The sequence below is a fragment of the Paraburkholderia bannensis NBRC 103871 genome (assembly GCF_000685015.1).
In the GTDB taxonomy this organism is placed as follows: Bacteria; Pseudomonadota; Gammaproteobacteria; order Burkholderiales; family Burkholderiaceae; genus Paraburkholderia; species Paraburkholderia bannensis.
In genome coordinates, this window is sequence record NZ_BAYA01000017.1 from 35,367 (window position 1) to 48,527 (window position 13,161).

General features: G+C 63.6%; 13 protein-coding genes. 10 read left to right on the forward strand and 3 right to left on the reverse strand.

Translation table 11 applies throughout. From position 1 onward, the window contains the following. Nucleotides 1-11 precede the first annotated feature (11 nt). Both BBA01S_RS24545 and BBA01S_RS24550 read right to left on the reverse strand, forming a co-directional pair. Nucleotides 12-1,766: a fumarate reductase/succinate dehydrogenase flavoprotein subunit gene (locus tag BBA01S_RS24545; RefSeq protein WP_407668334.1), complete on the reverse strand. Its 1,755-nt coding sequence runs from the start codon at nucleotides 1,764-1,766 to the stop codon at nucleotides 12-14. Between the two features lie 10 nt (nucleotides 1,767-1,776). Then, a complete protein-coding gene (locus tag BBA01S_RS24550) occupies nucleotides 1,777-2,544 on the reverse strand; it encodes a GntR family transcriptional regulator (RefSeq protein ID WP_027818762.1) in 768 nt (255 codons plus the stop codon). A 223-nt stretch (nucleotides 2,545-2,767) separates the two neighbouring features. On the opposite strand from BBA01S_RS24550, the gene BBA01S_RS24555 reads away from it, so the two are divergent. The 7 genes from BBA01S_RS24555 to BBA01S_RS24585 all read left to right on the forward strand — a co-directional run bounded on the left by BBA01S_RS24555 (nucleotide 2,768) and on the right by BBA01S_RS24585 (nucleotide 7,985). Beyond that, nucleotides 2,768-3,763 carry a succinylglutamate desuccinylase/aspartoacylase family protein gene (locus tag BBA01S_RS24555; protein ID WP_027818763.1) on the forward strand — a complete coding sequence of 332 codons (996 nt, stop codon included), beginning with the start codon at nucleotides 2,768-2,770 and terminating at the stop codon, nucleotides 3,761-3,763. 233 nt (nucleotides 3,764-3,996) lie between these two features. Continuing rightward, nucleotides 3,997-4,548 (forward strand): GNAT family N-acetyltransferase, encoded by a 552-nt coding sequence (locus tag BBA01S_RS24560; RefSeq protein WP_027818764.1) that lies wholly within the window; start codon nucleotides 3,997-3,999, stop codon nucleotides 4,546-4,548. A 38-nt stretch (nucleotides 4,549-4,586) separates the two neighbouring features. Continuing rightward, on the forward strand, nucleotides 4,587-5,516 hold the full coding sequence (locus BBA01S_RS24565) for an ABC transporter substrate-binding protein (protein WP_042297831.1): 930 nt from the start codon (nucleotides 4,587-4,589) through the stop codon (nucleotides 5,514-5,516). Between the two features lie 80 nt (nucleotides 5,517-5,596). After that, complete coding sequence (locus tag BBA01S_RS24570) at nucleotides 5,597-6,292, forward strand: energy transducer TonB (protein ID WP_042297832.1); 696 nt, start codon at nucleotides 5,597-5,599, stop codon at nucleotides 6,290-6,292. Between the two features lie 19 nt (nucleotides 6,293-6,311). Then, complete coding sequence (locus BBA01S_RS24575) at nucleotides 6,312-7,115, forward strand: MotA/TolQ/ExbB proton channel family protein (RefSeq protein ID WP_027818767.1); 804 nt, start codon at nucleotides 6,312-6,314, stop codon at nucleotides 7,113-7,115. Between the two features lie 11 nt (nucleotides 7,116-7,126). Then, nucleotides 7,127-7,552: an ExbD/TolR family protein gene (locus BBA01S_RS24580; RefSeq protein WP_027818768.1), complete on the forward strand. Its 426-nt coding sequence runs from the start codon at nucleotides 7,127-7,129 to the stop codon at nucleotides 7,550-7,552. A 16-nt stretch (nucleotides 7,553-7,568) separates the two neighbouring features. Next, nucleotides 7,569-7,985 carry an ExbD/TolR family protein gene (locus BBA01S_RS24585; RefSeq protein ID WP_027818769.1) on the forward strand — a complete coding sequence of 139 codons (417 nt, stop codon included), beginning with the start codon at nucleotides 7,569-7,571 and terminating at the stop codon, nucleotides 7,983-7,985. Between the two features lie 97 nt (nucleotides 7,986-8,082). Here BBA01S_RS24585 and BBA01S_RS48145 read toward each other — a convergent pair whose 3' ends face one another. Then, the gene (locus BBA01S_RS48145; protein WP_245641569.1) at nucleotides 8,083-8,352 is read right to left on the reverse strand and encodes a hypothetical protein; all 270 of its coding nucleotides are present in this window, start codon (nucleotides 8,350-8,352) and stop codon (nucleotides 8,083-8,085) included. Here BBA01S_RS48145 and BBA01S_RS42570 point away from each other — a divergent pair. From BBA01S_RS42570 to BBA01S_RS24600, 3 genes are all read left to right on the forward strand, one after another. Continuing rightward, on the forward strand, nucleotides 8,315-10,576 hold the full coding sequence (locus BBA01S_RS42570; RefSeq protein WP_245641570.1) for a TonB-dependent receptor plug domain-containing protein: 2,262 nt from the start codon (nucleotides 8,315-8,317) through the stop codon (nucleotides 10,574-10,576). The genes BBA01S_RS48145 and BBA01S_RS42570 overlap by 38 nt on opposite strands. 191 nt (nucleotides 10,577-10,767) lie before the next feature. Then, nucleotides 10,768-11,769: an LLM class flavin-dependent oxidoreductase gene (locus BBA01S_RS24595; protein ID WP_027818770.1), complete on the forward strand. Its 1,002-nt coding sequence runs from the start codon at nucleotides 10,768-10,770 to the stop codon at nucleotides 11,767-11,769. Nucleotides 11,770-11,802: 33 nt separating this feature from the next. Further along, entirely contained in the window at nucleotides 11,803-13,134 is a 1,332-nt protein-coding gene (locus tag BBA01S_RS24600; RefSeq protein WP_027818771.1) for an LLM class flavin-dependent oxidoreductase, read from the forward strand. Nucleotides 13,135-13,161 lie beyond the last annotated feature (27 nt).

The following is a 13,161-nucleotide window of genomic DNA, read 5'->3' on the forward strand; positions in this document are numbered from 1 at the left end:
TATCCGCCGACTCAATGCGTTTCAGCCAGCTCCTGCGCGGGGCGGATGCGCATGCGGCCATAGGCGTGCTGCTCGTGCGCCCCGATCTGCACGACATAGGGCTTGACGTCGCGTTTCTCGCAGAGCATCCTGCCGCTCGCGTCCTTGCGCAGATCGGTGTGGCAGAACCAGTTGGCGTCGTCGCGCTGCGGATAATCGACGCGATGGTGATAAAGCCCCCAGCGGCTTTCGGTGCGAAACAGCGAGGCGCGCGCCGCCATTTCCGCGCAGTCGCGAATCGCCCGTACCTCGGCGGCGCGCATCAATTCGTGCGGATTGTTCGCCTTGATCGCCTCGATATCTTCGGCAATCGCATCGAAGCGTTGCAGGCCAATTTCCATCTTGCGCGTGACCTTGGGCGGCTGCAGATAGTCGTTCACCATGCGGCGCAGCTTGTATTCGACCTGCGCGGGCGCGAGGCCGTCTTCGCGGGCGAGCGGCGCGTAGATGCGCGCGCGTTCGGCGTCCACCTGTGCCTGGTCGAGCGGCGCGTGTTCGCGGCCCGCGACGTAGTCGGCGGCGTCGTGCCCCGCGAACCAGCCATAGGTGAACGCGCCCAGCATGTAGTTGTGGGGCACGGCGGCCATGTCGCCAGCCGCGTAAAGGCCGGGCACCGTGGTGCGCGCGCGTGCATTGACATACACGCCCGACGCGCTATGCCCGCTGCAAAAGCCGATCTCGGAGATGTGCATTTCCACCATCTGCGAGCGGTAATCGGTGCCGCGTCGCGCATGAAAGCGGCCGCGGCTCGGGCGCTCGTTGGTGTGCAGGATCTGCTCGATGGTCTGGATGGTTTCCTCGGCGAGATGGTCGAGCTTGAGGAACACCGGGCCATTGCCGCTTTGCAGTTCCTGGTAGAACTCCCACATCATCTGGCCGCTCCAGTAGTCGCATTCGATGAAGCGCTCGCCCTTGCCGTTGGCCGTGAAGCCGCCGAGCGGCCCGGTCACGTACGCGCAGGCCGGGCCGTTATAGTCCTTGATGAGCGGATTGATCTGGAAGCATTCGAGGTTCGTGAGCGCCGCGCCTGCGTGATAGGCCATCGCGTAGCCGTCGCCCGCGTTGGTGGGATTCTCGTAAGTGCCCATCAGGTAGCCGGAAGAGGGCAGGCCGAGCCGCCCGGCCGCGCCGCAGCACAGAATCACGGCCTTCGCGCGCACGACCACGTTGTGCGCCGTGCGGCAGTCAAAGCCGATGACGCCGCTGACCGCGCCTTGCGCATCAATCAGAAGACGCGTGGTGACGACGCGGTTGGTGATCTCCACGCGCGCGCGTTTGAGCTGCCGATACAGCACTTTCTTGATGTCGTGGCCTTCGGGCATGGGCAGCACGTAAGCGCCCATGTGATGGACTTTCTTCACGGCGTAATCGCCGTTGCCGTCCTTTTCGAATTTCACGCCCCAGCGGTCGAGCTGCTCGATGGTGGTGAAGCTGTGTTTCGCATACGCATAGACGGCTTCCTGGTCGACAATGCCGTCATTGGCGATGGTGATTTCGCGCGTGTATTGCTCAGGCGTGGCGTGACCGGGAATGATGGCGTTGTTCAGGCCGTCCATGCCCATCGAAATCGCGCCGCTGCGCTTGACGTGCGCCTTTTCCAGCACCAGCACGCGCAGCGCGGGATTGCGCTCCTTCGCCTTGATCGCCGCCATCGGCCCGGCCGTGCCGCCGCCCACCACGACGATGTCGTACTCCAGCACTTCAGTGGGGATTGTTGTCGTATTCATTACGTCATCCTTAAGGATTGGCTTTGTGCGAGGCGTGCTTGTCGCGATCCACGCGCAGTCGGTACTGGAACGCGTCGCCGCGGAAGTAGAGATACTCGAAATCGATCGGCGTGCCGCTGGCGTCGTGCGTGGTGCGCTCGATGCGCAGCACCGGGCTGCCTTCCTGCACGCGCAGCGCATCGACCATGTCGTCGTCGGCAAGCATGGCGTCGATCGACACATCGGCATGACCGAGCGCCACGCCGCAGTCGTTCTCCAGGATCAGGAAGATGTCGCGGGCGGCGAGATCGGCGCTGGCCAGGCGCTTGCCCAGCGCTTCGGGCAGCCACGTGAGTTCGAGCGAAACCGGCTCGCGGTTCAGCAGGCGCACGCGATGGATCTCGACCACGTTGTCGCCTTCAGCCAGGTTCAGCTTTTGCGCGACATGGCGGCTGGCCTTGACGACGCGAAACGAGCGCAGCTGATTGACGATCTCGTAGCCCATCGACGTCATCGCCTCCGCGAAACCTTGCAGCGAGGTCACGTTCTGGAACGCCTTGGGTTTGGACACGAACGTGCCCTTGCCATGCAGGCGGAACACGAGTCCTTCCTTTTGCAGGTCGCCCAGCGCCTGACGCACGGTGATGCGGCTCACGCCAAAAAGCGCGCAGAGTTCGTGTTCGGACGGCATCTGGCTGTGCGGCGCGTAAGTACCATCGAGGATGCGCGTGCGCAGCGTGTCCTTGATCTTTGCATAGAGCGGCTGGGGCGGCAGGGCGACGAGCTTGTTCTGTGACATGGTCAACTTGTTATAACAAGATGGAGCCCAGTCTAGAGAGCCTGCGTGGCGGCGTCAAAGCAGCATTTCTGCTATCGACATTCCCGCGTGCGCTTAGCGAAATTCGTTGCGCAAGCGCTCAAGACTTTCATATTGATCCGCGCAATGCTTGGTAGGCATCGCGGCGCACATCGTCCAGAATGCGCCGGTTTAGCTATCGAAACGCCAATCAAAGAGGAACCGCATGGGCAACCCCATCCGCAGTGAAATCGACTTCGACGCCAACGGGCGTCACACCGGCTATCTGCGTCTGCCGCATTCGGTGCATCGTTCCGCTTATGGCTGGATCCCGATTCCAGTCGGTTCGATCCGCAATGGCTCCGGCCCGACGGTGTTATTGATGGGCGGCAATCACGGCGACGAATACGAAGGGCAGCTTCTCGTCGCGCAACTGCTGCGCGAGATCGAGCCGCAATGGGTGCAAGGCCAGTTGATCTTTTTGTCGATGGCGAATTTCCCCGCAGCAGACGCGGGCTTGCGTACGTCGCCGATAGACGGCGGCAATCTGAACCGCAGTTTTCCCGGCGATCCGCAAGGCGAGCCCACCGCCGTTATTGCGGACTATATCGAGCACACGCTGCTTTCGCGTTCGCAATATCTGCTTGATTTCCATTCGGGCGGCAGTTCGCTGATTTATCACGGCGCGAACATGCTGGCGATCGAGCCACGTAATGCCGATGAAAATAGCCGTCTGCGCGCGACGCTTGCCGCGTTCGGCATGCCGCGCGCATTTTTGCATCCGGAGAATCCGGTGCACTCTGCCAGCGCTGCACGACGTCAGGGCGCGCTGTCGATTGTCACTGAGCTGGGCGGAGCAGGCATCGTGCAGCCGCAATTACTGCAAGAGGCGCGCGCAGGCGTGCTGCATCTGCTGGGCAAGATCGGTGTGCTCGACGGGCCGCTCGTGCCTGCTACGCCGCCAGGGGACACACGTTTTTATCGCGTAGCAGGCGCAGCGCATTATGTCTATGCCTATGAACGCGGCGTCTATGAACCGCTCGTGCAACTCGGCCAGCGGGTGAGCGCGGGACAGCCCGCAGCGCGCATTCACTTTCCCGATACGCCGTTGCGCGAACCCGTGACCGTTTCTTTCGAAGCGGAAGGTGAAGTCGTGTGCCAGCGTGCGATGGCCGCCGTGCAACGCGGCGACTGCCTTTTCCATCTGGCGCAGCCTGTATAACGCGCAATGCAACGCCATTCGACGCTAATCGAATGGCGGAAAACATGCGGCGCCGGACGAATAAACCGCTTGCGTGAATATCCGGTCAATCCATAAAACGGATTCGATAAAGATATTAGAAATGCTTGGTTAATCTGTATTCATCGAAGGGCTAATCTTGTCGCAACCCCAGCAGTCGTCACATTTACCGACGACGTTGCGCCGGATCCTCGCCCTTTACGAATGCAACGACCATGAGCTACCGCATTTTCGACACGTCGCCGCTCGACCCCGTCGCGCAGCCTTTGATCGACGCGCTCACGCAGGAATACGCCACGCGTTACCGCGCTTTCCGTCCCGATAGCGATGCGTCGGCCGCAGCGGAACTCGCGCGCTATCCCGCCGAACTGTTCGCGCCGCCTGAAGGCGCCTTCATCGTCGTCGAGCGCGATGGGGAAACCGTGGGCGGCGGCGCGTTCAAACGTTACGACGCTCACACGGCCGAACTCAAGCGCATCTGGACGCGCGAAGACCAGCGCCGCCAGGGACTCGCGCGCCGCGTCGTGGAAGAACTCGAAGCGCGGGCGCTGCGCCAGGGCTATCGGCGCGTGTATCTCACCACCGGTTTCAAGCAGCCGGAAGCGTGGGGCCTCTATATCGATTCGGGTTATACGCCGCTATTCGACCGGGCGATTGCGCCTGAGGTGCATGTCCACCTGCCGTTTGCCAAAGACCTTGTGAATCCGCGCTCGATCGACACGCTCGATGACTTGCGCCCGCGCGAGCCGCTCGGCGCACAGCATTGAGCCGCTTCCTTAATTCCCGACCTGCCTGAATCGCCATCATGAAACTCAAACAGACATTCGTCGCGCTTGCGGGCGCACTGACGCTTGGCGCGGCCAGCCTGGCCCTTGCCGCGACCTCGTTCGACCTGAGCCCGCAGCAGCAAGGCCGCGTGCGCGCCAATGCCGATCCCGCGATCATCAAGACCGTGCCGGCGCGCTTCAATTTCGTCGACAAGGACACGCTCACGATCGGCATCGTGCCCGCGCTGCCGCCCATCAGCACCTACGCCACCGACGCGAAAACGGTCGTGGGTTTCGACGTCGATCTCTCGCAGGTCGTCGCGGACAGCCTGGGCCGCAAGCTCAAGCTCGTCGTGCTCGCGTGGCCGGACTGGCCGCTCGCGCTGCAATCGGGCAAGGTCGACGCGGTGGTCTCCAACGTGACCGTCACGGAGGAGCGCAAGGAGAAGTTCGACTTCTCGACCTATCGCCGCGATGAAGTGGGCTTCTACGTGCGCAAGGACAGCGCGATCAAGTCGATCCGCGAGCCGAAGGACGTCGCGGGCCTGCGCATCATCACCGATGCGGGCACCAACCAGGAGAAGGTGCTGCTCGAATGGGACAAGGAGAACGTGGCGCACGGCCTCAAGCCGGTGAGCGTGCAGTACTACGACGACGATGCGGTGCGCACGCTCGCGCTGCAGTCGGGCCGCGCCGACGCGATCTTCAGCGTGAACGCCGTGCTCGCCTGGCAGGCGGCCACGCAGGGCAAGACGCGGCTGGTGGGCACGGTGAGCGGCGGCTGGCCGCGCACCGCCGAAGTGGCGATCACCACCCGCAAGGGCAGCGGTCTTGCCGACCCGCTCACGCAGACACTGAACGAACTGATTCGCGACGGCAAGTATCGCCAGGTGCTGGATCGCTGGAACCTGGATTCGGAAGCGATCGAGCGCGCCTCGACCAATCCGCCGGGCTTGCCGAAGACCTGACGCAGCACGCGTGCCGTACCGGTTTCGCACGGCACGACTCACAAACAGTTTGTAGTCCATAGAAATAGAAGGAGCGCTTCATGTCGGACTCAGTGGTCGTCGCGGGGAAATGGGCAGCACGCCCGCGGCAATACGGGGCGCGCAAGCAGGGATCGGTGCGTCGTTATGCCGGTATCGCCGCCGTGCTGCTGTTGCACGTCGTGCTGATCTGGGCCTTGCTCAACGGCCTTGCGACCAAGGTCGTGCAGGTCATCCAGAAGCCGGTGGAAGTGCGGATCCTGGAGACGGTGAAGCCGCCGCCTCCGCCGCCTGTTCCCACGATCAAGCTGCCGCCGTCCAGGCCTGTTGCGCCGCCTAAACGCGTCGCGCCCTACGTGCCCAAGCCCGAGGTGCCGGTCGTCGCGCCGCCCGCGCCCACCATCACGCATCAGTCGGAGGAACCGGCGCCGCCCGCGCCGCCGGCACCCGTCGCGCCTCCAGCGCCGCCCGCACCCGCGAAGCCGGTGAGTCACGAAGCCGGTGTTGTGTGCCCGAATTCGGACAAGGTGCGCGCGGCGATGGTGTACCCGGAGGAAGCGCAGGACAACAACATCACCGGCGACGTGCTGATCTCGTTCGTGGTGGATGCGCAGGGTCATGTGACGGAAGAGAAGGTCGAGAAGTCCGCCGATCCCTTGCTCGACCGCGCGGCCTTCAACACCGTCAAGAAGTTCAATTGCATCTCGCAGGGCCAGCCCGTGCGTGTGCAGGTGCCGTTTTCGTTCAACCTGAATTAAGCGATTTACTGGAGCAACCATGAAGAAGCAAACCCTTGCCGCACGTTCCGGCGGCCTGATTTCCGCGGCGGCTGGTGCGGCCGCGCTGCTGGCTTCGCCGCTCGTGTGGGCGCAAAGCGCTGCGAACGCGCCGGATGCCAACCCCTACGGCCTGGGCGCACTGTGGGCCAACGGCGACTTTGTCGCGCGTTTCGTGCTGGTGGTGCTGGTCGTGATGTCGATGGGCAGCTGGTACATCATGATCACCAAGTTCGTCGAGCAGGCGCGCGCCGCGCGCCGCGCCAAGTCGGCTGACGCCCAGCTCTGGAGCGCGCCGTCGCTGGCAGTGGGCGTAGCCGATCTCGACGACAACTCGCCGTTCCGCTTTATCGCGGAGACCGGTCTTGAAGCCGCTGAGCATCACGAGGAAGCGCTGCTCGAAGAAGTCGACCGCAACACGTGGATCCAGGTGTCGATCGACCGCGCCAGCTCCAATGTGTCGAATCGCCTGCAAGACGGCCTGGCGTTCCTCGCCACGGTGGGATCGACGGCGCCGTTCGTCGGCCTGTTCGGCACGGTCTGGGGCATCTATCACGCGCTCACGGCGATTGGCATTGCGGGCCAGGCGTCGATCGACAAGGTGGCGGGGCCGGTGGGCGAGGCGCTCATCATGACCGCCGTGGGTCTGGCCGTGGCCGTGCCGGCGGTGCTGGGCTACAACTTCCTCGTGCGCCGTAACAAGTCGCTGATGGAACGCGTGCGCGGCTTTGGCGCGCAACTGCACACGGTGCTGCTGGCCGGGGGCCGCAAGCGCCCGGTGCGCGCGGTCGTCAACGCACACTGAGCACGCGCGCCATGGCCATGAACGTAGCGCAGGACGGCGGCGAAGACGAGGTGATCGCCTCCATCAACACGACCCCGCTCGTGGACGTGATGCTGGTCTTGCTGATTATCTTCCTCATCACGATTCCGGTGGTCACGCACACCGTGCCGGTGCAGTTGCCGAAGGAAACGGTCAACCCGCTGCAGACGAAGCCGGACAGCATCGAGATCGCCGTGGACAAGGACGGCGACCTGTTCTGGAACGAGAAGCGCGTGGACGCCACAACGTTGCTCACGCAACTGAAAGGCATCTCGCAGCGCGACCCGCAGCCCGAGGTTCACGTACGCGGCGACCAGGCAACGCGCTACGAGTACATCGCGCGCGTGGTGAGCACCTGCGAACGTGCAGGCATTGCGAAGGTTTCGTTCATCACCCAGCCGCCAGCGCGCGGCGGTTAATCAAGGAGTCAAGACGATGGCGATGAATGTCCCATCGGGCAGCGACGAGCCGGACGTGCTGGTTGACATCAACACGACGCCGCTCATCGACGTGATGCTGGTGCTGCTGATCATGCTCATCATCACGATCCCGATCCAGATGCACGCGGTGAAGATGAACCTGCCGGTGGACAGCCCGCCACCGCCCGCCACGCCGCCGCCGGTCGTGCAGATCGATATTGGCCCAGGCGGTGCGCTGCAGTGGAACGGTGCGCCGCTGGCCGCAGGCGCGGATCTCGAACGCCACATGGCTGAAGTCGCGGCCCAGGCCGATCAGCCCGAGATCCATCTGTCGCCGGACAAGGCCGCGCCGTACAGCGCGGTCGCCCAGGTCATGGCGGCGGCGCAGCGCGAAGGCGCAACGAAGATAGGGCTGGTAGGCAACGAACCTTGAGTGCGTCGTTCGGGAACGGGCGCCGACGTTCCCGGATTTCGCCAGAAATCGCTAGAAGCAGGGGGATGCCGGCGCATTGAAATCAGGTATAAATTAATTAATAAGTTGTTCGAATGAAAACAAAAAACAAATCCAATGCTTCGGGTTTCAGGTCGGCGAGAACCACACCGCGCGTGCGCAGGACGGCGCTTTCGGCTGCTGTAATGGTGCTGGCCTGCAATGGTGCGGCCTGGGCGCAGGAAGCGGCCGCACCGGCCGCCGCCGCAAGCAGCAGTGCAAGCAGCAGTGCAAGCGGCACCGCAAACAACACCGTGCAACAGGACACCGTCGTGGTGACCGGCAGCCGCAGCGAAACGAAGGCGAGCAAGAGCCTCACGCCCGTGGACGTCATCAGCGGGCAGCAACTGCGCTCGACCGGCCAGACCAACCTGCGCGATGCACTCGTGCAGCTTTCGCCGTCGATCGGTCACGAGACCTACGCGGGCGACGCCGCGATGCTGACCAACACGCTCTCGCTGCACGGCTTGAGCCCCGATCACGTGCTGGTGCTCGTGAACGGCAAGCGTCGCCACACGACTGCGAATATCTCGCTGGACGGCGGCCTGAATCAGGGCGCAACCGGCGTGGACGTGGACACGATTCCCATCGCGCTGATCGACCACATCGAGATCCTGCGCGACGGCGCGGCGGCGCAATACGGCTCCGACGCCATCGCGGGCGTCATCAACATCATCCTGAAGCGCGCGTCGCACGGCGGCGAAGTCACGTCGACGACCGGCCAGACCTATGCGGGCGACGGCCTGAAGAACGCCGAATCGGCGAATATCGGTTTTAACCTGGGCGACAAAGGCTTTCTCGACCTGAGCGCGGAATACGCGCGCCAGAACCATACCGTGCGCACCGGCCCCGACGATTACTTCGGCAGCTTCCCGCAGGGCCAGGGCTATTACAACCGCATGCTGGGCGATCCGTCCGCCACGCGCGAATCGGTGGGTTTCAACGCGGGCTATTACCTGGGCGATGACGTCGAGCTTTACGGCTTCGGCACCTACGCGCACCGTAACGCCAGCGCCTACCAGAACTATCGTCCGCCATCCGTGCTGCCGTCGATCTATCCGAACGGCTTCACGCCGCAGGAAACCGTCAACGAGAACGACTATTCGATCACGGCGGGCATCAAGGGCGACAATCTGTTCGGCTGGTCGTGGGACTTGAGCACGACCTATGGCGGCGACCACGACAACATGGGCATGGTCGATTCCGCCAACACCGGCCTGTATGCGGCGCAAGGCTTCACGCCCACCACGTTCCACCTGGCGACCGTGAGCAACACGCAGCTCACGAACAACCTGGACTTCTCGCGCGCGTTCAACCTGCCGTTGCTGGCCGGGCCGCTGCACGTGTCGTTCGGCGTGGAAGAGCGGCGCGAGACCTATACGGTAGGCGCGGGCGACCTGTATTCGTACCTCGACGGCGGGGCGCAGGCGCTGCCGGGCCTGTCGCCCGTGAGCGCGAGCGACAACTCGCGCAACGTGTTCGGCACCTATATCGATCTGGCGACGAAGCTCACCGAGAAATGGACGATCGATCTCTCCGGCCGTTACGCGCACTACAACGACGTGGGCGACACGACCAACGGCAAGATCGCGACGCGTTATGACTTCACGCCGCGCTTTGCGATTCGCGGCAGCGTGAGCACGGGTTTCCGCGCGCCGTCGCTCGCCGAGGAGTACTACACGAACGTCAATGTCTCGCCGGCTTCGGCGCAAGGCCTGCTGGCGGCGAATTCCGCAGCGGCAAAGCTGATTGGCGCGCAGTCGCTCAAACCCGAGGAGTCGACCAACTTTAACGTGGGCTTCGTATTGCAGCCCGTCGACAACCTGCATCTCACGCTCGACGCCTATCAAATCGATATCCGCAATCGCATCGTGATGGGCGGTACGGCATCGGGCGCCGATGCAATCGCGGCGATCGAGGCGGCGGGGCTGTCGGTGCCTGGGTCGGTGCCGGCCTCGGCGGTATCGGCCAGCTATTTCACCAACGGCGCCAGCACGCGCACGCGCGGCATCGACCTGACCGGCACGTATCACACGGGTTTTGGCCGCTTCGGGCAGGTGGACTGGGATCTGGGCGTGAACCTGAACACGACGTCGGTGCGGGACGTGGCGAAGAACGCCAATGGCACGGCGGCGCTCAATGCGCAGCAGATCGGCTGGCTGACGACGTCGACGCCCAAGAACAAGATCATCATTGGGGGCACCTGGCATCGCGACAAATGGGCGGTGAGCCTGCATGAAACGCGCTACGGCTCCACCTCCAGCGAAATGACCTATATCGTCGGGCCGAATGCGTTTTCGACCACGCAGTTCCAGCATGTCGAAAACGCCGCGCGCTACGTGACCGATGTTGAAGTGCGCTACGACGTCACGAAGAAATTCCAGATTGCGGTGGGCGCAAACAATCTGTTCGACGTCTATCCGTCGAAGATTCCTTATGTGAACCAGCTTGAAGGCGTGCAGTACGACACCTACGCGTCGAATGTGGGCGTGAATGGCGGCTTTTATTATCTGCGCGCGCGTTATCAGTTCTAGACCGCTTTAATTAAAACGGACTTATCGGTCGCACGCGCGCACTGATATGCATAGCAGAAATCGCTCGTACGCTGCGGCGCATTGCGTCGACATAATGTCTGGAGCGTATCGAGCGATCTGCAAATCCATCCACGCGTAATCGCTTAAAACCGTTCGACCTATGCGTAATGAACGCATGGGGAAGGAGTGACATGGCCTGGTCTCTTTCCATTCTCGATAAAAGCCCGATCGCCGAAGGCGCGAGTGCGCACGATGCGCTGCGCTTCACGATTCGACTTGCGCAGCGCGCCGAAGCACTCGGCTACCGGCGTTTCTGGATCGCCGAGCATCACGGCGCGCCGGGACTCGCGAGTTCCGCACCGGAAATCGTCGTCTCGCATCTGCTGGCGCATACGTCGCGCATTCGCGTGGGTTCCGGCGGCGTGATGCTGCAACATTACAGTCCTTTCAAGGTCGCCGAATCGTTCCGCGTGCTGGCGTCGCTCGCGCCTGGCCGCGTGGACCTGGGCGTGGGCAAGGCGCCGGGCGGCTTGCCGCTCACGACGCGCGCGCTGCAATGGTTCCACGACAAGACAAAGAAGCCGGATTTCGCGGGGCAACTTGAGGAACTGGACGCCTTCCTCAAATGGGGCGTGCCCGAGGATCACGCGCTGGCTGGCGCGCTCGCGCTGCCCGTACCGCCCGAAGCGCCGCAACGTGTGCTGCTGGGCGGCAGCCCCGATAGCGCGCGCCTGGCCGCGAAACACGGCTGGGACTTCTGCTACGCAGGCCACTTCAACGGCGACGAAGCCAATATCGCGCGCTCGATCGACGCCTATCGCGAAGCCACGGGCCGCGCGCCGCTGCTCGCGCTGTTTGCCTTCGCGGCCGCCACGCGTGAGGCCGCGCGTGCGCAGGTTGGCGCGCTACGCATCTTCAAGCTGCAACTCGCCACCGGGCAGAGCGTGAACCTGCCGAGCCCCGAAGCGGCAGCGGAATTCGCGCGCCAGACCGGCGTCTCCGAATACCGCCTGGACGAACTGCATCCCCATGTGATCGCGGGCACCGCCGACGATGTGCGCGCCGAACTCGACGCGTTGCATGCACGCTTTGGCGTGGACGAATTCGTGATCGATACGCCGGTTGCGGACTACGCGCTGCGCCTCGATTCGGTCGAGCGTCTCGCACCGCTCGAACAGGACGCACGCGTCTGAGCGCCCGCATCCCCACTATTGAAGGAATCCGAAATGACTGACAACGCACAACGCAATCTCACCTTCGGCATCATGCTGCACGGCGCGGGCGGCCACATGAACGCGTGGAAACATCCGGGCGGCCCGGCGGACGCGAGCGTCAATATCGACTTCGTGACAGGCATCGCGCAAAAGGCGGAAGCGAACGGCGTGGCGTTTGCCTTCGTGGCGGACGGGCTCTATATCAACGATAAATCGATTCCGCATTTCCTCAACCGCTTCGAGCCGATTTCGGTGCTATCGGCGCTGGCGACGGCGACGACGAAAATCGGCCTCGCGGGTACGCTTTCGACGTCGTACAGCCATCCGTTCACGGTGGCGCGCCAGTTCGCCTCGCTCGACCTCATCAGCGGCGGGCGTGCGGGCTGGAACGTGGTGACGTCGCCGCTGGAAGGCTCGGCGAAAAACTATGGCGGCGAGCATCCCGACCACGAATTGCGCTATGAAATCGCCGACGAATATCTGGACGTCGTGCAAGGCCTCTGGGACAGCTGGGACGACGACGCCTTCGTGCGCGACCGCGTAAGCGGCAAGTTCTTCGAGCGCGACAAGCTCCATACGCTCGATCACAAGGGCCACTTCTTCGAGGTGGCGGGGCCGCTGAATATCCAGCGCTCGCCGCAAGGGCAGCCGGTGATTTTTCAGGCGGGCTCGTCGGAGTCGGGCATCGACCTGGCCGGCAAATACGCCGATGCGGTGTTCACGCATTCGCCCTCGCTGGAGGAAACGCGCGAGTTCGCGGAACGCGTGCGCGCCAGTGCCGTGGCGCATGGCCGTGCCGCTTCCGACGTGAAGATCTTTCCGGGCGTCGGGCCTATCGTCGGCAACACGCGGGAAGAGGCCGAAGAAAAGTATCGCGCGATCCGCGACCTGCTCAGCATCGAGGACGCACTCGCTTACCTGGGCCGCTTCTTCGAGCACCACGACTTCTCGCAATATCCGCTGGACGAGCCATTCCCCGAACTGGGCGACCTGGGCACCAACAGCTTCCGTTCGACCACGGATCGCATCAAGAGCGAAGCGCGACGCAGCGGCGCGACGCTGCGCGAAGTGGCGCTCGAAGTCGCCACGCCGAAGACGCAGTTCCTCGGCACCGGCGAGCAGATTGCCGATGAACTGATCCGCTGGATCGACGCGGGTGCGGCCGATGGCTTCATCCTGGGCTTCCCGGTGCAGGCCGAAGGGCTCGACGATTTCGTCAAGCACGTGATTCCGGTGCTGGAAGCGCGCGGGCGCTACAGCCGCCGCCTGACCGGCGACACCCTGCGCGACCACCTGGGACTGCCGCGACGCGAGAGCCGTTACGCGCTCGCCAAAGCACAGTGACGTAAAAGCCGAATCGAGCAGGAACAT

Excerpts from the sequence above, each read along its gene's own strand:
- BBA01S_RS24545 (WP_407668334.1), bottom strand. The coding sequence starts at position 1,766 with ATGAATACGACAACAATCCCCACTGAAGTGCTGGAGTACGACATCGTC.
- BBA01S_RS24550 (WP_027818762.1), bottom strand. The coding sequence starts at position 2,544 with ATGTCACAGAACAAGCTCGTCGCCCTGCCGCCCCAGCCGCTCTATGCA.
- BBA01S_RS24555 (WP_027818763.1), top strand. The coding sequence starts at position 2,768 with ATGGGCAACCCCATCCGCAGTGAAATCGACTTCGACGCCAACGGGCGT.
- BBA01S_RS24560 (WP_027818764.1), top strand. The coding sequence starts at position 3,997 with ATGAGCTACCGCATTTTCGACACGTCGCCGCTCGACCCCGTCGCGCAG.
- BBA01S_RS24565 (WP_042297831.1), top strand. The coding sequence starts at position 4,587 with ATGAAACTCAAACAGACATTCGTCGCGCTTGCGGGCGCACTGACGCTT.
- BBA01S_RS24570 (WP_042297832.1), top strand. The coding sequence starts at position 5,597 with ATGTCGGACTCAGTGGTCGTCGCGGGGAAATGGGCAGCACGCCCGCGG.
- BBA01S_RS24575 (WP_027818767.1), top strand. The coding sequence starts at position 6,312 with ATGAAGAAGCAAACCCTTGCCGCACGTTCCGGCGGCCTGATTTCCGCG.
- BBA01S_RS24580 (WP_027818768.1), top strand. The coding sequence starts at position 7,127 with ATGGCCATGAACGTAGCGCAGGACGGCGGCGAAGACGAGGTGATCGCC.
- BBA01S_RS24585 (WP_027818769.1), top strand. The coding sequence starts at position 7,569 with ATGGCGATGAATGTCCCATCGGGCAGCGACGAGCCGGACGTGCTGGTT.
- BBA01S_RS24595 (WP_027818770.1), top strand. The coding sequence starts at position 10,768 with ATGGCCTGGTCTCTTTCCATTCTCGATAAAAGCCCGATCGCCGAAGGC.
- BBA01S_RS24600 (WP_027818771.1), top strand. The coding sequence starts at position 11,803 with ATGACTGACAACGCACAACGCAATCTCACCTTCGGCATCATGCTGCAC.